At 65.7% G+C, this 18,006-nt stretch carries 15 protein-coding genes and 2 pseudogenes; 4 read left to right on the top strand and 13 right to left on the bottom strand.

Features of this window, described 5'->3' with window-relative positions; translation table 11 throughout:
- Nucleotides 1-92 precede the first annotated feature (92 nt).
- From A2G06_12185 to A2G06_12175, 3 genes are all read right to left on the bottom strand, one after another.
- Nucleotides 93-2,159, bottom strand: coding sequence for a diguanylate cyclase (locus A2G06_12185; protein ID ANA40905.1), 2,067 nt, complete (start codon nt 2,157-2,159; stop codon nt 93-95).
- 198 nt (nt 2,160-2,357) lie between these two features.
- Nucleotides 2,358-3,740 (bottom strand): peptidase C69, encoded by a 1,383-nt coding sequence (locus A2G06_12180; protein ID ANA40904.1) that lies wholly within the window; start codon nt 3,738-3,740, stop codon nt 2,358-2,360.
- Nucleotides 3,725-3,979: a hypothetical protein gene (locus tag A2G06_12175; protein ANA40903.1), complete on the bottom strand. Its 255-nt coding sequence runs from the start codon at nt 3,977-3,979 to the stop codon at nt 3,725-3,727. Before A2G06_12175 ends, A2G06_12180 begins: the two co-directional genes overlap by 16 nt.
- A gap of 332 nt (nt 3,980-4,311) precedes the next feature.
- Here A2G06_12175 and A2G06_12170 point away from each other — a divergent pair, with 332 nt between their 5' ends.
- From A2G06_12170 to A2G06_12160, 3 genes and pseudogenes are all read left to right on the top strand, one after another.
- Complete coding sequence (locus tag A2G06_12170; protein ANA41677.1) at nt 4,312-5,157, top strand: 3-oxoalanine-generating protein; 846 nt, start codon at nt 4,312-4,314, stop codon at nt 5,155-5,157.
- 2 nt (nt 5,158-5,159) lie between these two features.
- Nucleotides 5,160-6,971: an ATP-dependent DNA helicase RecQ gene (locus tag A2G06_12165; GenBank protein ANA40902.1), complete on the top strand. Its 1,812-nt coding sequence runs from the start codon at nt 5,160-5,162 to the stop codon at nt 6,969-6,971.
- A gap of 172 nt (nt 6,972-7,143) precedes the next feature.
- A pseudogene (locus tag A2G06_12160) lies at nt 7,144-8,737 on the top strand (hypothetical protein).
- A 24-nt stretch (nt 8,738-8,761) separates the two neighbouring features.
- Here A2G06_12160 and A2G06_12155 read toward each other — a convergent pair.
- The 10 genes from A2G06_12155 to A2G06_12110 all read right to left on the bottom strand — a co-directional run bounded on the left by A2G06_12155 (nt 8,762) and on the right by A2G06_12110 (nt 15,796).
- Nucleotides 8,762-9,703 (bottom strand): SAM-dependent methyltransferase, encoded by a 942-nt coding sequence (locus tag A2G06_12155; GenBank protein ID ANA40901.1) that lies wholly within the window; start codon nt 9,701-9,703, stop codon nt 8,762-8,764.
- 28 nt (nt 9,704-9,731) lie between these two features.
- The gene (locus A2G06_12150; protein ANA40900.1) at nt 9,732-10,439 is read right to left on the bottom strand and encodes a hypothetical protein; all 708 of its coding nucleotides are present in this window, start codon (nt 10,437-10,439) and stop codon (nt 9,732-9,734) included.
- A gap of 85 nt (nt 10,440-10,524) precedes the next feature.
- Nucleotides 10,525-10,920 carry a histidine kinase gene (locus A2G06_12145; protein ID ANA40899.1) on the bottom strand — a complete coding sequence of 132 codons (396 nt, stop codon included), beginning with the start codon at nt 10,918-10,920 and terminating at the stop codon, nt 10,525-10,527.
- 39 nt (nt 10,921-10,959) lie between these two features.
- Nucleotides 10,960-11,340: a histidine kinase gene (locus A2G06_12140; protein ID ANA40898.1), complete on the bottom strand. Its 381-nt coding sequence runs from the start codon at nt 11,338-11,340 to the stop codon at nt 10,960-10,962.
- Complete coding sequence (locus tag A2G06_12135) at nt 11,337-12,707, bottom strand: two-component sensor histidine kinase (protein ID ANA40897.1); 1,371 nt, start codon at nt 12,705-12,707, stop codon at nt 11,337-11,339. The genes A2G06_12140 and A2G06_12135 overlap by 4 nt, the downstream gene beginning before the upstream one ends.
- Nucleotides 12,704-13,573, bottom strand: a complete 870-nt coding sequence (locus A2G06_12130) for an HD family phosphohydrolase (GenBank protein ID ANA40896.1) — start codon at nt 13,571-13,573, stop codon at nt 12,704-12,706. Before A2G06_12130 ends, A2G06_12135 begins: the two co-directional genes overlap by 4 nt.
- Nucleotides 13,560-13,892 (bottom strand): hypothetical protein, encoded by a 333-nt coding sequence (locus tag A2G06_12125; protein ANA40895.1) that lies wholly within the window; start codon nt 13,890-13,892, stop codon nt 13,560-13,562. The genes A2G06_12130 and A2G06_12125 overlap by 14 nt, the downstream gene beginning before the upstream one ends.
- Nucleotides 13,893-14,348: 456 nt before the next feature.
- The gene (locus A2G06_12120; GenBank protein ANA40894.1) at nt 14,349-14,549 is read right to left on the bottom strand and encodes a cold-shock protein; all 201 of its coding nucleotides are present in this window, start codon (nt 14,547-14,549) and stop codon (nt 14,349-14,351) included.
- A gap of 89 nt (nt 14,550-14,638) precedes the next feature.
- Nucleotides 14,639-14,839 (bottom strand): 30S ribosomal protein S21, encoded by a 201-nt coding sequence (locus A2G06_12115; GenBank protein ANA40893.1) that lies wholly within the window; start codon nt 14,837-14,839, stop codon nt 14,639-14,641.
- 240 nt (nt 14,840-15,079) lie between these two features.
- Entirely contained in the window at nt 15,080-15,796 is a 717-nt protein-coding gene (locus tag A2G06_12110) for a hypothetical protein (protein ID ANA40892.1), read from the bottom strand.
- 162 nt (nt 15,797-15,958) lie between these two features.
- Here A2G06_12110 and A2G06_12105 point away from each other — a divergent pair.
- A pseudogene (locus A2G06_12105) lies at nt 15,959-17,858 on the top strand (ABC transporter ATP-binding protein).
- The last annotated feature ends 148 nt before the right edge of the window (nt 17,859-18,006 follow it).

Here is an 18,006-nt window from a genome sequence, read left to right as displayed (position 1 = left end):
ATCCTCTGGAACGTTATTTACGGACAAACCCTAAGACTCCCCTGCCTGAATGATGTCGCATGAAAAAGGCCGCCCGATTCGGGCGGCCTTTTTCATGACAGGTTGAGCACGGATTTGAAATGGACGTTGTGTTCCTGGTGGCCGGCTGAGTTTCCCGCGATGATCACCCGGTTCCGCCCTTCGGACTTGGCCCGGTAGAGGGCCACGTCGGCCGCCTTGACGAGCGAGGCCTCGGTGCTGCCGTCCTCGGGGAAGGAGGCGATGCCGAGGCTGGCGGTGAGCCGCCCCTGGGGGAGATTCTCCTCGTGGGGAAACCCTTCGCCTTCGATCTCGCGCCGGATCCGTTCGGCCACGAAGATGGACTCCTTCTTGGAGGTTCCCGGCAGGATGATGCAGAACTCCTCACCGCCGAAGCGGGTGACCACGTCCATCTGCCGGGCGGTTTCGCTGATGATCTTGGCCGTTCTCTTGAGCGCCCGGTCGCCGGCCAGGTGTCCGCAGAGATCGTTGTAGATCTTGAAGTGGTCCAGGTCGATGAGTATCACGGTCAGGTTCAGGTTGTGGCGGATGCTGCGGGCCAGTTCTTCCTCCATGCGCCGCTTGAGGAAGCGGCGGTTGTAGAGGCCGGTCAGGTGGTCGGTGATGGAGAGCTGCTCCAGGATGTCGGCCCGCTCGATGGAGAGGGCGCGCTCGATCATGATGGATGCATGATCCGTGAAGGTGATCAGTATCTTCAGATCGGCGTCGGTGAAGATCCCCTGGTTCTTCTTGTCCGAGAGGTTGAGCACGCCGATGGTGTCCTCCCGCAGCTTGATGGGGATGCTCACGAACGACTTGGTCTTGAAGCGGGGGCGGTTGGGGGTGCCGACCCGGCGGTCCTTCTCGATGTCGTTCACCAGCAGCGGGTTGCCGCTGGCGGCCACCTTGCCGGCAATGCCGGTTCCCACCTGGACCACCATGCTCTGGGCCAAGTGGAGGTTCATGCCGAGGGCCGACTCGATCCTGAGCTGGGCGCCGCTTTCGTCGATGAACATGAGCGAGCCGCAGGAGGCGTCCACCAGGTCGGCGGCCATGCCGAGAATCTGTTCGTTGAGCCGGTCCTTGCCCTCGGTCCGCGACAGGGCGCTGAACATGGTGAGGAGCTCCCGGGCCTGGACGATCTCGGATGAGTATTTTTCCTTCTCCCGCATCCGCGCCAGTTGGGTCGCCGCCTTGCCGGTCACCAGGGAGACCAGCAGTTCTTCCCGGGGCGGAATGCTGGCGTCGAAGAGGACCAGGATGCCGTGGATGGTCTGGCCCGAGGTCAGGCGGAGGCAGGTGGCTTGGCTCACGTCCAGGCCCGGGAAGAGCGAACGGCATTCGTCTTCCTGCAGGACGATGCTGCCCGCCCGGTCCCTGGGGAATATGCCCAGCGCCTTGGGTCCGGAAATCGCGCCCAGATCCCGGGGGAGCCCCCAGATCCCCTTGACGGTGTAGGGCGAAGTGGGGCCGTTTTGGGGGATGAGCACGGCGATCTTGGAGATGTCGAAGAGGACGCCGAGGGTTTCGCTGATGAGGCCCATGAGGTCGCAGACTGAATCCGCCGAGTCGATGCCGGTGGAGATTCCGGATATGGCGGTGAGCCGCTGCATGGTCTTCTCGAAGATCTGGCTGTGGAGGTTGCGGGCCAGCAGGGAGGGGACCAGTTCCTGTACCTTGCGCGCCACCTCCTCGACTTCATCGACGGTGGCAACGGGCAATTCCTCGATCTCGGCCAGCAGGGCGAAGGCGTCCATGCCATCGTCGGCGGCAAGCGACTCCATGCGGGCGAGGTCGATGGTCCTGTCGCGGACTCCGCCGCCGATCAGGCAGGTAAAGGGGATGTCGCCGGCCCGGAGTGGGACGGCGAAGTTGAGGAGACCGACGCTGCACTGGAACACTACCGGCCGGTTGCCGGCAATCGCGCGGCCGACCGCGTCTTCCAGGGCCAGCAGGCAGGAGTTCGTGCAGAAGTGGTGCTGGCGCGGCGACCCGCAGGCCGTGAACCTGGACTTGTAGCGCAGCCCCCCACCGTCCTGGTCACAGCAGAAGGTCAGGTGGTAGGGGGCCAGGAACTGGTGTGCCTTGAGGGCCTCAAGCAGTTCCACCGGCTGAATTGTCGTCAGGTTCACATGGGGCACGGTTGTTTCCTCGGGAAAATCAAAGGCGCTACGCAGGGGATCTGCTACTTCAATTCCGGGCGTAGTGCGCTTTCCTCCTCATGGAAACGGTCCTCGCGACGCGAGCCATCCGTGGCCCTTCCCCTCCGGTGACGGAGCGGGAGGTACATCCTTTCCTCCTGAAACATCGTCTGGCGCCGTCCATCGCTGCCAAGTGCATCATGCCGCGCCACCCACCGTTATTTCGTCGATGAGAAGCGTGGGTTGGGCATCGGAGACCGGCACTCCCTGACCGTCCTTGCCGCAGGTCCCGATGCCGAAGCCGAGATCGTTGCCGACCTTGACGATCTTCTTGAGAATGTCCGGGCCATTCCCGGTGAGGGTGGCTCCCCTGACCGGTTCCCCGATGGCTCCATTTTCAATAAGATATCCTTCGGTGACTTCGAACACGAAGTCGCCGTTTACCGTATTCACCTGTCCGCCGCCCATCTTGCGGACGAAAAGTCCCCGGCCGACCCCCCGCACGATCTCCTCCGGGTCCGACTCGCCCGGGGCGATGAGGGTGTTGGTCATCCGGACAATGGGCTTGGTGTGGTATCCCTCGCGCCTGCCGTTGCCCGTGGAGGTGCAGCCGTCCTTCATGGCGGACAGCCGGTCGTAGAGATACCCCTTCAGGATGCCGTTTTCCACCAGCACCGTGCGCCGGGCCGGGGTCCCCTCGTCGTCGAAGGAGAACGAGCCCCGCGCGTTGGGGATGGTGGCGTCGTCGATCACCGTTACCAGGGGCGATGCCACCTGTTGCCCCACCTTGCCCGTGTAGACCGACAGGCCGTTGCCGGCCAGGTCTGCCTCTAGGCCGTGGCCGATGGCCTCGTGCACCATGGTGCCGCCGGCCTCGGACGAGAGCACCACCGGCATCAGCCCCCCCGGCGCCTTGCGGGCGCCGAGCATCATGACCGCCCGGCGGGCGGCGGCACGGGCGATCTCCTCGGGGGGGCGCTCCCGGAAGATCTCGTGACCCATGAATTTCCCCGTTGCTTCATAGCCGGTCTGGATCACGTTCTCGCCGGCGGCAACCACCTGGGCCAGGTACAGAGTCCCCGTTCGGTTGGTCTCGATGAAGTCGCCCAGTGAATTGACGATCTGGCATTTCACGTGGCTGTCACGATAGGCAATCGTAACTTGCCGAATTGTTTCACTGATGTCGCGGGCAGCCTTGTTGCCTCTCTCCACCAGTGCAATTTTTTCATGGAGGGTTACGCCATCCGGCGTAATTTCTATGGGGAATCCTGCCCCCACTTCCCTCGGTTTCAGTGCGATGGCCTGCTCAAAGACCTTGCCCCGGACTGCCCTGCTCACCGTTGTGGCCAGTTCCATGAGGGCCGTGCCGGTCACCTCGTTGGTGTACGCGTAGGCGGTCCGGAGATCGGAAATGACCCGGATCCCCACCCCGCGGTCCGTTCCGGCGAGGACTTTCTCGATGTTTCCGTCCTCGCAGAGGACTGCGGTGGTGGAGCCTTCTTCGAAGTAAATCTCCGCGAATTCACCACCGCCCGCAAGGGCTTGACGGAGGATGGCGGAGAGGTTCATCTGGTCGAGCATGTCTCTTGTTTCCCGTCACCCTGCACCTTTTTCAAAGCAATTTCAGTGCCGAGTGCTGTTAAAAGTTCATTGACGGTTTCCGCTAAATCGCTGGGGTATCGTACCGTGACGGTTCCGCTCGACCGGTCGGCAGAACTGAGTACTGCGAGGCCTTCGTAGGACTCCAGGACAAAGTGAAGGTAGGCGATATCCTTGCGTGCGACCTGAAAGGAGCGGAATGCTTCGCGGGGGCCGGTCACGGTATCTCCTCCAGTCGTTTGTGGTGCTCTGTATGTAACACGCAAGTGCTTAAAAAACAATACAAAAATTCTGATACTCAAACACTTTGAAATAGCTGGAACTCCGACTGAGCACCGGCATTGGAAGCGGGTTGACAGGCATGCCGATTGCACGATACAAATTAATCCAGGCTAACTGCCGCGGCAGCGAAAAGCCGGCAGGCAGCACAAGGCGGCCTGCCGGCCTGGGTTGTCTTTTGCGGGGACTGTGCGTACAATGTGCAGTTCGTGGCTTCAGGGTCTTCGGAGGGTGATGCATGAGGATGGTCCGTGTCGCATATTTTACGGCAGTGGTGGTACTCGGTTTTAGTTACATAACGGAATCTACCGGCGCTGCTTCCGGGGCTCATTCACCAGCGGCAGTCGGGAGTTCGGTCGCAGGGACAAGCTTTCGCGACCGGCTGACCGACGGCTCGCCCGGTCCGGCCATGGTGGTGATTCCACCGGGTCGCTTCCGCATGGGGGCAATCTTCGGCGGTGGTGACCCGGACGAGAAGCCGGTCCATGAGGTGACCATTTCCCGCGCCTTTGCCATCGGGGTGTATGAGGTGACCTTTGCCGAGTATGATCGGTTCTGCGAAGCCACGGGCCGCGAAAAGCCAAAGGACGGCCGCCGCTGGTTCGGCCCCCTGTCCCGCAACTGGGGGCGGGGCAGCAAGCCGGCCATGAATGTGTCCTGGGACGATGCGGTGGCATACGCCAAGTGGCTGTCCGACCAGACCGGGCACCGCTACCGCCTGCCGAGCGAGGCCGAGTGGGAGTATGCGGCCCGTGGGGGCACGGACACCCCCTACTGGTGGGGCGGCACGGCCGGGAAGAACAAGGCCAACTGCAAGGGGTGCGGCAGCCGGTGGGACAAGAAGAGCACGGCGCCGGTGGGTTCCTTCGCGCCCAATCCCTACGGCATGTTCGACACCGCCGGCAACGTGTGGGAGTGGTGCGTCGACACGTGGCACGAGAGCTACGACGGCGCACCCGCGGACGGCACCCCCTGGATCGGCGGCGAGGATTCCCGCCGGGTCCAGCGGGGGGGCTCCTTCGGCAGCAAGCCCCGCTATATCCGCTCCTCGGCCCGGGGGCGGGGCGCCCAGGACGGCCGCTACGTCTACCTGGGCTTCCGGGTCGTGCGGGAACTCTGACCATGGGGCATGAAACCCTCGCCGTCCTCCGGAGCGTTTTCGGCTATCGGTCCTTTCGCCCCTTCCAGGAGGAGATCGTGGACCGGGTGGCGCGCGGGGGCGATACCTTCGTCCTGATGCCCACCGGCGGGGGCAAGTCCCTCTGTTACCAGATCCCCTCCATGGTGCGGCCCGGCGTGGGGATCGTGGTCTCACCCCTCATCTCCCTCATGAAGGATCAGGTTGACGCCCTGCGCGAAAACGGCGTGGCAGCGGCCTGCTACAACTCGACCCTGGGCGAGCGCGAGTCGCGCCAAGTGCTCGGCCGGCTCCATGGCGGCGAGCTGGACCTCCTCTACGTGGCCCCGGAACGGCTCATGACCGATGCCTTCCTGGAACGGCTGCGGGAGGTGCCCCTGGCGCTCTTCGCCATTGACGAGGCCCACTGCGTCTCCCAGTGGGGGCACGATTTCCGCCCCGAATACGTGGAGCTGGGACGGTTGCGGGGGCTGTTCCCGACCGTGCCGATGATCGCCCTGACCGCCACTGCCGATGTCCAGACCCGGGGCGACATCGTGGCGCGGCTGGGGCTTCGGGGCGCCGAGATCTACGTGACCGGCTTTGACCGGCCCAACATCAGGTACAGCGTCCTGGAGAAGCAGAAGCCGTTCCGGCAGTTGGAGGAGTTCCTGGCGACGCGCCCCCGGGAGGCGGGTATCGTCTACTGCCTTTCCCGCAAGCGGGTGGAAGAAGTGGCGGAGAAGCTCCGGGTAGCCGGGGTGGAGGCGGCAGCCTACCACGCAGGGCTCGCCGACGCGGAGCGGAGCCGGGTCCAGGATGCGTTCCTGCGGGACGACATCCGGGTGGTGGTGGCCACGGTGGCCTTCGGCATGGGGATCGACAAGCCCAACGTCCGGTTCGTGGTCCACTACGACCTGCCCAAGAATATCGAGAGTTACTACCAGGAAACCGGCCGGGCCGGCCGCGACGGGCTCCCGGCCGAGGCGCTGCTCCTCTTCGGCTACGGCGACATCCCGGTCTCCCGCTCCCTCATCGAGTCGGGGGGGAACCCCGAGCAGGTCAGGATCGAGCTGCACAAGTTGAACGCCATGGTGGGGTTCGCCGAGGCGCTCGTCTGCCGGCGCCGGGCCCTGCTCGGCTACTTCGGCGAGCGGCTGGAGGAACCTTGCGGCAACTGCGACCTCTGTCTCGATCCGCCCGAGACCTTCGACGCCACCGAAGAGGCCCGCAAGGCCCTTTCCTGCGTCTACCGGGTGGGACAGCGCTTCGGCGTGGGGCACGTGATCGACGTCCTGCGCGGTTCGCGGAGTGAGCGCATCCTGGCCCTGGGCCACGACCGGCTCTCGACCTACGGCATCGGCGCCAGCCTGGCGGCCGAGGCCTGGGGGAGCATCATCCGTCAGCTCATCCACCGGGGATACCTGGAGCAGGACCTGGCCAACTACTCGGTGCTGAAGTTGACCCCTGCGGCCCGGCCGCTGCTGCGGGGCGAGGAGAACCTGGTCCTGGCGAAGCCGCGGCTGCGGATGGCCGCTCCGAAGAAGGAAAAGGCCCCCCGCCGGCCGGGAGCCGCCACGCCGGCGGAGCGGGACGAGGGGCTCTTCCAGGAGCTGCGGGCGCTCCGCAAGCGGCTGGCGGACGACCAGCAGGTTCCCCCGTATATCATCTTCAGCGATGCCACCCTGGCCGAGATGGCGTCCCTGCGGCCGGCCACGCCGGACGAGCTCCTTCGGGTGAATGGGGTGGGCGAGCGGAAGCTCGGCCGCTACGGCGCCCCGTTCCTGGAGGCGATCCGCAGCCATGGCGCCGGTTGAGTTGGTTCTTCCCCCGTTCCCCGTGTTGCGCGGGTCGCTCCAATGTGCTATTGAACCGGTTGAATCTGAAAAATGCAGTTGTCAGTGATTATTGCCTTTGACTGCCGTTTTGCAGGTGAACCGAATCCCGAAGCGCTCGCCGTTTCCCATCCCCTTGCAAGCAGGTAATCCCATGTCGCTCCAAAGCATGCTCCCCTACGTGACGCCGCCGGTGGTGGGCGCCGTCATCGGTTACGTAACCAACGACATCGCCATCCGGATGCTCTTCCGGCCCCTGAAGCATGGCGCGTCTTCGGCATTCGCGTCCCCCTCACTCCGGGGGTCATTCCGGCGGGCCGCCACGAGTTCGCCGCCACCATCGGCCGGATGGTGGGCACCCACCTGGTGACGGGGACCGACGTGGCCCGGGCTTTGGGCAAGGATTCCTTCCGCCGCGAGCTTCAGGAGGCGGTGAGCGGCAAGCTGGACACCCTGCTGGACAGGGACTTGGGCACGGTGGGCTCCCTCCTGCCGGAAGGGTTCGAGAACTGGCTCCGTGATGGGGCCGACCTGGCGGCCCGCCGGGCCGGCGAGACCGTTGCCGGGTACCTGCAGGGCGAGGATTTTCGCCAGGAGCTGACCCTGTTTCTTCGCGACCTGGAGGAGCGGGTGCTTCCCCGCGAACTGGAGCGGATCCTCGCGGGGGAGACGGGCGATGCGGTGCGGGCCGGGGCCGGACGCGCGCTGGCGGCACTGCTCCAGTCGCGGGGGGTGAGCCGGGCCGTGGCCGGGCTGGTGGATGACAAGCTCGACGAGCTGCTGGCATCGGAGCGGCCGTTGCGTGAGCTCCTGCCGCCGGAGCTGGTGGAGCTGGCGGCGGCCCAGGCCCGGGAGGCGGTGCCGGCCATCCTGGGCCGGGTGGCGGAGTTCGTCCGCTCCCCGGAGATCCGGGATACCTTCGAGGCCAAGCTGCGGGACGGGGTTCAGCAGTACCTGGCCAACCTGAAGGGGACCCTGGGCTTCATGGCGGGATTCATCAGCGTGGAGAAGCTCAACTCGTACTTCCCCGGCCTGGTGGGGAGCGTGACCGACGAGGTGGTGCACTGGCTGGGAGAGGAATCGACCCGCCAGCGGGTGGCGGCCATGGTGGATCAGGGGCTCGGCCGGATCCTGGACCGCCCTTTGGCCGTCGCGGTGGAGCAGCTCCCCTATCGCCGCGTGGCGCTCCTGCGCCGGTCGATCCGCCGGGGCGCGCTGTTTCTGGTGCGGCGGCCGGAAACCGCCGGTTTCCTGCTGGCCCTGGCCGAGCGCGAACTGGTGCGGGTGGCGACCGATCCCTCCCGTCCCATCCTGGAACGGTTCGCCCCCGAGGGTGACCCCTCCCGGCTGCGAGAGGCCCTGGCGCGGTGGCTGACGGACAGGCTGCGCGATCCCGGTATTCGCACAACCCTGGAGCGGATCGTGGCCGGCCGGGTGGAGGAGTGGCTCTTCAATCGCCCCCTGGCCGACTGTCGGCCCGGATCTCGGCCGAGGTCAGGCGCGACCTGGACCAGTTGGTCTACCGCCAGGTGGCGGACCTGCTGGAGCGGGAGGCCCCGCCCCTGATCGACGCCCTGGACGTGGCGCGCATGGTGGAGGAGAAGATCAACACCCTGGACATCCTGGCGGTGGAGGGACTGCTCCTCGCCATCATGCAGAAGCACTTTCTCTACATCAATCTCTTCGGTGCCCTGCTGGGCTTCGTGATGGGGTCTTTCAACGTGCTGCTCATGGGGCTCGGACGGTAGGGTGCCGGCCCGGCACGCCGGTTTTCAGCGGAGCGCCGCGAGAAACCGGCTCCTGACCAGTTCGAAGTGGTTGTGGTGGGAGCGGAGCTTCCAGTCGACGCTTCCTTCCCGGTCGATGCGCCAGGGGGGGGCGATGATGCCATCCCTTCCCTCCAGGAGAGCGCGGACGTTGTCGATTCCCCGGCCCGCGTAGGGCCCTGCGGCGGTGCCGCCGAGCCATGCCTCCTCGGGGGTGTTGGCAGTGGACCAGGAAAAGGGGTCGGAGAAGAGGAGGGAGGCGCCGGCGGCCGACGCCACGCGGTTGATCTCGTAGAGGTGCGCCAGGGGATGGCGGACCCGGTCCACCAGGTTGAGGGACGCGGCCTGGTCGAAGCAGCCCCGCGCAAAGGGGATCCTGAGGGCATCGGCCACCACGAATTCGGTCCGGTCGGTCCGCCAGTGGCCGGGCAGCTCGACCCGGAATTCCTCCCGCAGGTTCCCCTCCAGGGGGAGCGAGAAGCCGATCCTCCCCTCGGCGGCCAGCCGCCGCGCCGTGCGCACGAAGGCGACGGACAGGTCGCACCCCACGGCAACCTCGCTCCGCTGTGCCATCTCGAAGGTCAGCCGCCCCACGGCGCACCCGGCATCGAATGCCCGTTCACCGCCGGTGGCAAGGCACCCCGCCCAGTCGCCGTAGGCCGTTCCCGCGTCCGGATCTCCCGTCAGATCGGCAAAGTGGCTCCAGAGGTAGGAGTTCACCGTTGCCGCCTCTTCGTATTTCCACTGTCCCCCCGACGGCCCTTCCTCCGGCTCCGGCAGCAGTACCGCCACCCCCTCGCGGATGGGGTAGCGGCGCCGGCACCTGCGGCAGGAAAGGGTGCCGTCCCGGATGTCCCCGTCCCGTTCCCCGCCGCAGGAGAGGTCCAGCGGATGTTCCTTGGGAAGGCAGGCGGGGCAGATGAGCAGGGGGAGCAGAACGCGTTTCATGGAATACCTCCCGCAGGGGGGTGCCGGGTCAGTCGTGGATGGCGGCGAGGAAGGGGTGGGACAGCCCCTCCCGCTCCAGCAGGTGCCGGACCGCGTCCGCCCCCCTGGGGAGGAGGTCGCTCAGCCGGTGTTCCCGCTCAAGGTGGACGAGGACCGGGAAACTGCCGTAGAGGGAGAAGGAAAAACGGGTCATGAGCGCCAGGGCGGACCGCTGTTCGAGCTCTTCGCCCTGGTCCCGGGTGGCTGCCACGTAGTGCATGGGAAAGGCAACCACCGAGCGGTCGAGGCCTTCCACGAAGCCTCGTTTTTCCTCGCTGGAGAGTTCCGAGAAATCCGCCCCGCACCACCGGCTCTCCCGGGTGGCCAGGAGTGCCCGGCAGGAGAAGGGGCGGACGGCATAGACGCCGCAGGCCCCATTGTTATCCAGGAAGGGGCAGTAGCCCGCCTCCCGCCGATGGAGGCGCAGCCAGTCGGTGAGGTCCCGGGCCCGGGGGAGGAGCTGCCGCAGCCGCGCCACGTGCTCAGCAACGGCCGCGGCCTGGTGATCGGTGATGGCGTCCGCGGTCCGGACCGCCTCGGTGAAGGTGCAATTGACGGTCAGGGAACAGCAGGCACTGCAGCCCCTGGCGCAATGAATCCGTCCGCCCCCTCTTGCGTAGCCGTCGATCCAGCGCCGGATCGCCCCATCGAACCGCTCCTGCAGTATCCGCACTTCATCGCACATTTCCCGCCGCATGGAGTCCCCTTGGCCGGTATCCGGCCGTTTTCAGGCAAGCTTACCACAGGAGCCGAGGCACGGCGAACGGGAAATCCCGCAATGGTCAGCCCGCCGTGGTCAGCCCCAGGGTCTGGATCTGCTCCAGCAGTTTCTCCCGTTCGAGGGGTTTCACGAGGTAGGCCTCGCACTGGTTGCAGAAGGCTGCCATGACGTTGTCCCGATCCTTGAGGGCCGTGGTCATGATGACCTTGACGGGGGAGATGATCTCCCGCTCTTCCTCGAAGTGGCGGATGGTCTTGAGCACTTCGTGCCCGGTCATGGAGGGCATCATGATGTCGAGGCAAATGAGGTCGAAGGGTTCGCCCAACTCGTGGGCCCAGGTGAAGGCGGAAAGGGCTTCGTGGCCGTCGGCGGCCTCGGTGCACCGGCCCAGCGGCTCCAGGTAGGCCAGCATCAGGCGGCGGCTTGCAGGGTCGTCTTCAACAATGAGGATTTTCATGGCTGCTCCCGTGGTGTCCGGCCCAGGCGGGACGGAGTGTCAGTTCAGATGCTTCTCCAGAACGGCAAGGAATTCAGTGCGGGTGATCGGTTTGATGAGAATGTCGTCGAACCCCGCGTTGAGGAATGAGCGGCGCTCCTCGCCCATGGCGTGGGCCGTGTAGGCGATGACCGGCAGACGGCGATCCCTGGCCTCATGGTCCCGGATGGAGCGGCAGACCTCGGTGCCGGAGATGTCGGGCATGCCGATGTCGAGCAGGACCAGGTCCAGTTCCTCCCGGTGGCTCAGGGCGTAGTCGAGCCCGTCGCGGCCGCTGTCCCTTTCCACCAGCCGGTAGGGAGTGCCGTTGAGCATGGCCGCCACGAGCCGGCGGTTCATGAAGTTGTCGTCCACGATGAGGATGGTGCGCTGACGGGTCATGGGGCCTCACTGGGCGCGGGCGGCAGGGAAGGGGGAAGAATGACCCTGAAGGTGCTCCCCAGCCCCGGGCCCGGGCTTTCCGCCCGGATGGTGCCGCCATGGAGTTCCACCAGCTTCCGGGTGAGGGGAAGCCCAAGCCCGGTCCCTTCGTAGCGGCGGGTCGCGGAACCGTCAGCCTGGACAAAGGGGGCGAATATCCGCTCCAGGTCCCCGGCCGCCAGGCCGATGCCGGTGTCCTGCACGGCGATCATGATGCCCCCTTCGCGCTCTTCGTCCGGCGGAAGGCCGATTGACAGGGTGACGCTGCCACCGTCGGGGGTGAATTTAACCGCGTTCGCCAGCAGGTTGAACACGATCTGCTTCAGCTTCCGCTCGTCCGCCGTGATGGTCGGGGGCACGTCGGGCGCCACCTCTTCCGTCAGCCGGATGCGGTGCTGCTGGGCACGCTCCCGCACCATGACGAGGCTGCCGGAGGCGAGCTGCCGGATGTCCACGTCCGCCGGTTCCAGCTCCATCCGCTCGGCTTCGATCTTGGAGAGGTCGAGGATGTCGTTGATGAGCGACAGGAGGTGGCGGCTGGACTGGAGGACGTAGCCGAGGAATTCAGCCTGGATGTCGGTCACCTGGCCGTAGGTGCGGGACAGGAGGACGTCGGTGAAGCCGATGACGGCATTGAGCGGCGTGCGGAGCTCGTGGCTCATGGTGGCCAGGAACTCGCTCTTGGCCAGGTTGGCCGATTCGGCCAGCTCCCGGGCGGCCTGGAGCTCGCTGGTCCGCTCCCGGACGCGCTCCTCCAGGTGCTGCATGTGGTCCCGCAGCATGGCGTGGAGCGTGGCGCTCTCCAGGGCGTAGGCGCAGGTGTAGAGCACGATGGAAAGGGCGTTGAGCGATGGCACGTCCATCGTGGCGATCTCCGCCGGGAGCAGGGCCGCGAACATCCCCTGCACCTCGGAACGGGTGGCGATGACGTGGAGCAGGAGCGTGTATTCCCCATCGGCCGACGGCACGGTAATGGCCTGGTTCCGGTTCAGTGCCCAGGCAAAGGTGCCGTCCATGATCTTGGCATCGATCTCCGTCTGGAGGGCCGCACGGCAGGAGGGGGGATCGCTGGCGGCCAGCTCGAAATCCCCGTCGCTCCCCACCTCCAGGCATCCCATGCCCCGCAGGGGGATGAGCCGTTTCACCTGGGCCATGGTGGCCCGGAAGATGGCGCGCGAATCCTTGGCGCGGCTCAGGTCGGCCTGGAAGTCGCCGCTGGAGGCGAGCATGTCCAGGATCGCCACGTAGCGGAGATTGGACTCCTCCAGGTAGCGGATCCGCTCCTCCCGCGGGTCGGTCGGGGATATGGCGTGGGCCGTGCCGGTCATCCGTTCTCCGTCAGGATGGCGAAGGTTTCTTCCAACTGCTGCTCCGATTGCCTGATGATCGCGCCGAGCATGCTGACCGGAATGCCGACCCGGTCCCATGCCTCGGCGGCCAGGGGGGGGACGTACCACTCGCCGCTGAAGCCGAATTCCATGGCCTGGCAGATGATGTCTGCCAGGTGGATGATTGCCGTCTCAAGGGGAAACTGCTCCGCCTTGGCCGGGATGTGGTGGCAGGCCACGGGCTCGGCGATGTTCGGCGGGATCTTCCACTTTTTCAGGATGGCTCCTCCCACGGTGGCGTGGTCGAAGCCGAGCCGGCGGCGCTCCGTGGCGAAATGGAGCGACTCGTTGTCACGGCTCTCCTCCAGCATCTCCCGCACCGTGCCGGGAATGGCGGTGCACATGACCAACTGTCCCAGATCGTGCAGCATGCCGGCCACGAAGAACCGCTCCACGTTCACCTCGCGGCGGCTGGTGGCCAGGTTGCGGGCAATGGTGCCGCAGGCGATGCTGTGCTTCCAGAAGGAGGTCATCCCCATCAGGTCTTCCGGAATCCCCTTGAAAATGCCCATGACCGAGGCGGCCAGGGCCAGGTCGCGCAACTGTTGGGTGCCGATGATGGTCAGCGCCCTGGTGATGGAGTCGACCCGGGAGTGGTAGCCGAACAGGGGGCTGTTGGCGAGCTTGAGGATGCGCGCCGTGAGCCCCTGGTCCTCGGTGATGATCCGGCCGATGTCGGCGATGGCGCTGCGGGGATGGTTGATGGCCTCGTTGAGTCGCTCGTAGAAGAAGGGGAGGGAGTAGACCGTTACCGTCTCCTCCACGAGCCGCTCCAGCGTGATCCGGTGGCGGTCAGGATGCGCCATGCATGGCCTTTCTCACCGCGCCGAGGCGCATGATCTCCCGCATGGCCGGATGCTCCAGGTCCGTGTGTAGGAAGAGGGGCCGCAGGGCCTCTTCGGCGGCGGCCAGTTCGGCCGGGCTGATCTCCTGGGGGATGTGGCTGGCGGGATCGTCGTCCAGGCCGTCGATGTCGGCCTCCGCCACTCCCCAGGTGCGGAAGATGTGTAGATGCTTGGCGGTCAGCTCCGCGCCGGCCCCCAGCAGGAGCCGGCCCGTCCGGTCGATGACGTCCGCGGCCAGGGTCATGCCGACGTCGAGATTGTCAATGGGGACCATCCCCATGGAAGCCTCCGGAGGGTGGGCAGTAAGAACGTATCCGCACATGACTCGCGGGCTCGCATCCCGTCTTCGCGTCGTCTCTGGCCGGTCCTCGCCCGCACAATCCTCAACGCAGCCAGCCGTTGCTCGGCCTCCGAACGGGTCGGGCGATCCCGCGCCATCGCACGCCGAATCTGCGTAGCGTCAGTTGCGGATGCGTTGCACGTCGTTCACTGGTATCTCATCGGTCGGGGGGGCATAAACTTTAGGAGGGATTGCACAGGGTTGCATCTGCAGGGGGAGGGCTGGACCGCGCGGTGCCGGACAACCGGCTGACGGGATCGATCGGGGCCGGGCATCTGCCGGGTATTTGGGGCAAAAATCGAAAGGCCCGCGTGAACGGGCCTTTCGAAGGCCGCGTGAACGGGCCTTTCGATGGTGGCGTAGCCGGCCGCCCGGAAGGCGGCTGATACGTTTCCGTTAGAGCTTGCAGACGTTGGCGGCCTGGAGCCCCTTGGGGCCATTGACCACGTCGAAGGTCACTTCTTCGCCTTCTGCCAGCGACTTGAACCCGGAACCCGTGATCGCGGAGAAATGCACGAACACGTCTTCACCGTTCTCCTGCTCGAGGAAGCCAAACCCCTTGCTGTCGTTAAACCACTTTACCCTGCCTTTTGCCATTGTGTTCTTTCTCCTGCGTTCGCGTGATATGTCCGGGGTCTGCCCCGGCTTGAAGCCGCCGTGCGGCCTGCTCCCCATCCTGTCCCGCGTCAGTCCCTGTCAGGCTTTCTGAACCGCTGGGCCTTTCTTCTCTTGCGCTCGGCCTCCATCTGCTTGCGCTTCTTCTTGACTGAAGGCTTTTCGTAATGCTTGCGCTTCTTGATTTCTTTGAAGAACCCTTCGGTCTGAAGCTTGCGCTTCAGCAGCCGGAGGGCCTTGTCCACGTCGTTTCCTTGAACGCTTACCTGCACGTGATCTCTCCTTCCCCGGTCGGCAGGCGATGGTTCGTCCGTGGCTTGTTGCCGCTGCCCTCCCGAAAATAAGATCGGCCAAGGAGCTTTTAAAGCACCTTGGCGGCCAACTTCAAAAGTGCTACCACCCTACCACAAACGGGATACGTTTGTATGTAAAATTCTTTATACGCGGCGATTCCTTCCGACTCCCCGGCAGACCGGAAGGGAGCAAAGGCCGCCGGTCCGCCGGGGGCAGGCTTACTCTTCCAGGGTTTCCTCCCCGTAGCCGTCGCCCGTGAAATAGGCTTTCATGAAGTCGCGGTGACGCGCCGCCACCACCGGCGAGATGCCCGCGGCCGCCGCCGCCTGGTCGAGCAACTGCTCCTCGTTCGCCGCCGGATTCTTCTGCCGTGCCGCCTCCAGGGCCATGGTGACGACCAACCCGGCCCCGAAGGTCTCCTTGTCGGGGCGGTAGAGCCGGGGGCGGTCGATCCGGCGGCCGGTGCCGTCAGTGGTGCCGATGAGTGCGTTGTGGCGCTCGATCTGTTCCAGGGAGGGGATTCCGTAGCGGATGACGGTTCGGCCCTCCCGGTACGTTGCCCTGGCCAGGGTGCACTGGGTGCACTCCACGGCGGGCTTGAGTTCCAGGGTTATCACCTTCGCTGCCGGGGCCTTTTCCTTCACGGCCGTGAGCATTGCCAGCACCGCCGGCTTGATCCGCTCCCGGTCGGTATCGAACCGGACGATGCCGATCCCCTCCAGGGCGGCCCCATCCCCGGAGATGCGGACGTTGCGGATCTCGAAGTGAAGGTCCTCCTGTACCGTGCCGGTGGCGAAGGGGGGCGATTTCGGCCCGCCCGCCGGCAGGGATGGCCCGGCCGGAGCCGGTTCCAGCCAGATGCCGATGCGCCAGGCCAGGAACAGCGACAGGAACAGGGAGATGATGCCGACGACGATGCGCGTTGACGGGTTCATGGTCCTCCGGGCGAGGGATCGGGTCCGCTCGTTCGTGATGATTGTCAATGGTACCGGGGATTGTCGTCAATGCAAATGGCTCCGGTGCCAGAGGAGGATTGACGGCGGGAGGCAAAACAGTGAATACTGTCACTCCTGCAAACCGGAACGGAAGGAGACGTCGTGGCTCTCATCACCTTGCGCAACATAACCCTCGCCTTTGGCGGCCCGCCGCTCTTCGACGGCATCAACCTCCAGATCGGGGAAGGGGAGCGCCTCTGTCTCATGGGGCGCAACGGCACCGGCAAGTCGACCCTGTTGAAGCTCATCGCCGGCGAGATTCCCCCGGAGGGGGGCGAGATCATGCGGCAGCAGGGGGTGCGGGTGGCCCTGGTCTCCCAGGAGGTCCCCCGCGACCTGGAGGGGACCGTGTTCGACGTGGTGGCCCAGGGCATGGGCGAGGCCACGGCGCTCCTGGCCGAGTACCACCGGGTGAGCCATCTGCTGGCCGTGGAGGGGGGAGAAGGGCTCCTGGCACAACTGGCCACCCTCCAGAAACGGCTGGAGGAGACCGGCGGCTGGCATCTCCATCAGGAGGTGGAACGGGTTCTCAATCGCCTTTCCCTGGATGCGGATGCCCCCTTCTCGAGCCTTTCCGGCGGCACCAAGCGCCGGGCGCTCCTGGCCAGGGCACTGGTGGCGGCGCCGGACATCCTGCTCCTGGACGAGCCCACCAACCACCTGGACATCGATACTATCCTCTGGCTGGAGGAATTCCTGGCCAAAAACGTCACGACCCTGCTCTTCGTCACCCACGACCGGGCCTTAGCCCGCCGGCTCGCCAACCGGGTGGCCGAACTGGACCGGGGGCGGATCTACGCCTTTGCCTGCGGCTACGACGAATTCGTGGAGCGGCGCGAGGCGCTCCTGGAGGCGGAGATCACCCGCCAGGCCCTGTTCGACAAGAAGCTGGCCCAGGAGGAAGCGTGGATCAGGCAGGGGATCAAGGCCCGCCGAACCCGCAACGAGGGGCGGGTCCGGGCGCTGAAGAAGCTGCGGGAGGAGCGCCGGCAGCGGCGCGAGCGGCAGGGAGCGGCCACGATCCGGCTCCAGGAGGCCGAGCGGTCCGGCGCCCTGGTGGTGGAGGCGGAGAACGCCTCCTTCAGCTACGGAGGCCGGGCCGTCATCGCCAATCTCACCACCACTGTCATGCGCGGGGACCGGGTGGGGATCATCGGTCCCAACGGCTCGGGCAAGACCACCCTGCTGCGGCTTCTGCTGGGGGAGCTCGAACCGCAACAGGGGACGATCCGCCTGGGCACCCGCCGGGAGGTCCTCTACTTCGACCAGATGCGCGAGCAATTGGACCTGGACCGGACCGTGCAGGAAAACGTGGGCGAGGGGAACGACACCGTCATCATCAATGGCCGAAGCCGCCACGTGATCGGCTACCTGCAGGATTTTCTCTTTCCTCCCGAACGGCGCGCACGCCGGTCCGCATCCTCTCCGGCGGGGAGCGCAACCGCCTGCTGCTGGCCAAGCTGTTCACCAAGCCCTCCAACGTGCTGGTCATGGACGAGCCCACCAACGATCTTGATGCCGAAACCCTGGACCTGCTGGAGGATCTGCTGCTGGAGTATTCCGGCACGCTGCTCCTGGTGAGTCATGACCGGGAATTCCTCAACAACGTGGTGACGAGCACCCTTGTCCTGTCGGGCGACGGCCAGGTGCGGGAATACGTGGGGGGCTACGACGACTGGCTCCGTCAGGCCGCCGCCGAGACGCCGGCAGCAAAGCCGCAGCCGGCGAAGGCGTCCGCCGATGCCCCGGCCAAGACCCGCGAGCGGAATGAAAAGCCCCGCAAGCTCAGCTTCAAGGATGAGCGTGAGCTGGAGTCGCTGCCGGAGCGGATTCACCGGTTGGAGGAGGAGCAGGAGCGTCTCCACGCCACCCTGGCCGATCCGGAGTTCTATCGCGCGCCGGCGCCGAAGTGGCTGCGCTCAACAACCGGTTGGCGGAGCTGGAGGGTGAGCTGGAAACAGCCTATGCCCGTTGGGAAGAGCTGGAAAGCCTCAGAGGGTAGAAACGGGCGCTCCCGCTTTCCTCCTTGACAGGGTTTGCCGAAAGCTGGTACGGTCGCCCAATCTCAACCAGCTGTTTCCGGACAACGTATCAGATCAGGCCCTGGAAAGAACCGGGGCTTTTTTGTTTTCAGGCGGCAGCACCAAGGA

The organism is Geobacter anodireducens (assembly GCA_001628815.1).
Lineage (GTDB): Bacteria > Desulfobacterota > Desulfuromonadia > Geobacterales > Geobacteraceae > Geobacter > Geobacter anodireducens.
The sequence above is the reverse complement of the archived record's forward strand: the minus strand, read 5'-3'. Positions and strand labels throughout refer to the sequence as shown.

Excerpts from the sequence above, each read along its gene's own strand:
- A2G06_12180 (ANA40904.1), bottom strand. The coding sequence starts at position 3,740 with ATGCTCGACCAGATGAACCTCTCCGCCATCCTCCGTCAAGCCCTTGCG.
- A2G06_12165 (ANA40902.1), top strand. The coding sequence starts at position 5,160 with ATGGGGCATGAAACCCTCGCCGTCCTCCGGAGCGTTTTCGGCTATCGG.
- A2G06_12155 (ANA40901.1), bottom strand. The coding sequence starts at position 9,703 with ATGAAACGCGTTCTGCTCCCCCTGCTCATCTGCCCCGCCTGCCTTCCC.
- A2G06_12150 (ANA40900.1), bottom strand. The coding sequence starts at position 10,439 with ATGCGGCGGGAAATGTGCGATGAAGTGCGGATACTGCAGGAGCGGTTC.
- A2G06_12145 (ANA40899.1), bottom strand. The coding sequence starts at position 10,920 with ATGAAAATCCTCATTGTTGAAGACGACCCTGCAAGCCGCCGCCTGATG.
- A2G06_12140 (ANA40898.1), bottom strand. The coding sequence starts at position 11,340 with ATGACCCGTCAGCGCACCATCCTCATCGTGGACGACAACTTCATGAAC.
- A2G06_12135 (ANA40897.1), bottom strand. The coding sequence starts at position 12,707 with ATGACCGGCACGGCCCACGCCATATCCCCGACCGACCCGCGGGAGGAG.
- A2G06_12130 (ANA40896.1), bottom strand. The coding sequence starts at position 13,573 with ATGGCGCATCCTGACCGCCACCGGATCACGCTGGAGCGGCTCGTGGAG.
- A2G06_12125 (ANA40895.1), bottom strand. The coding sequence starts at position 13,892 with ATGGGGATGGTCCCCATTGACAATCTCGACGTCGGCATGACCCTGGCC.
- A2G06_12120 (ANA40894.1), bottom strand. The coding sequence starts at position 14,549 with ATGGCAAAAGGCAGGGTAAAGTGGTTTAACGACAGCAAGGGGTTTGGC.
- A2G06_12110 (ANA40892.1), bottom strand. The coding sequence starts at position 15,796 with ATGAACCCGTCAACGCGCATCGTCGTCGGCATCATCTCCCTGTTCCTG.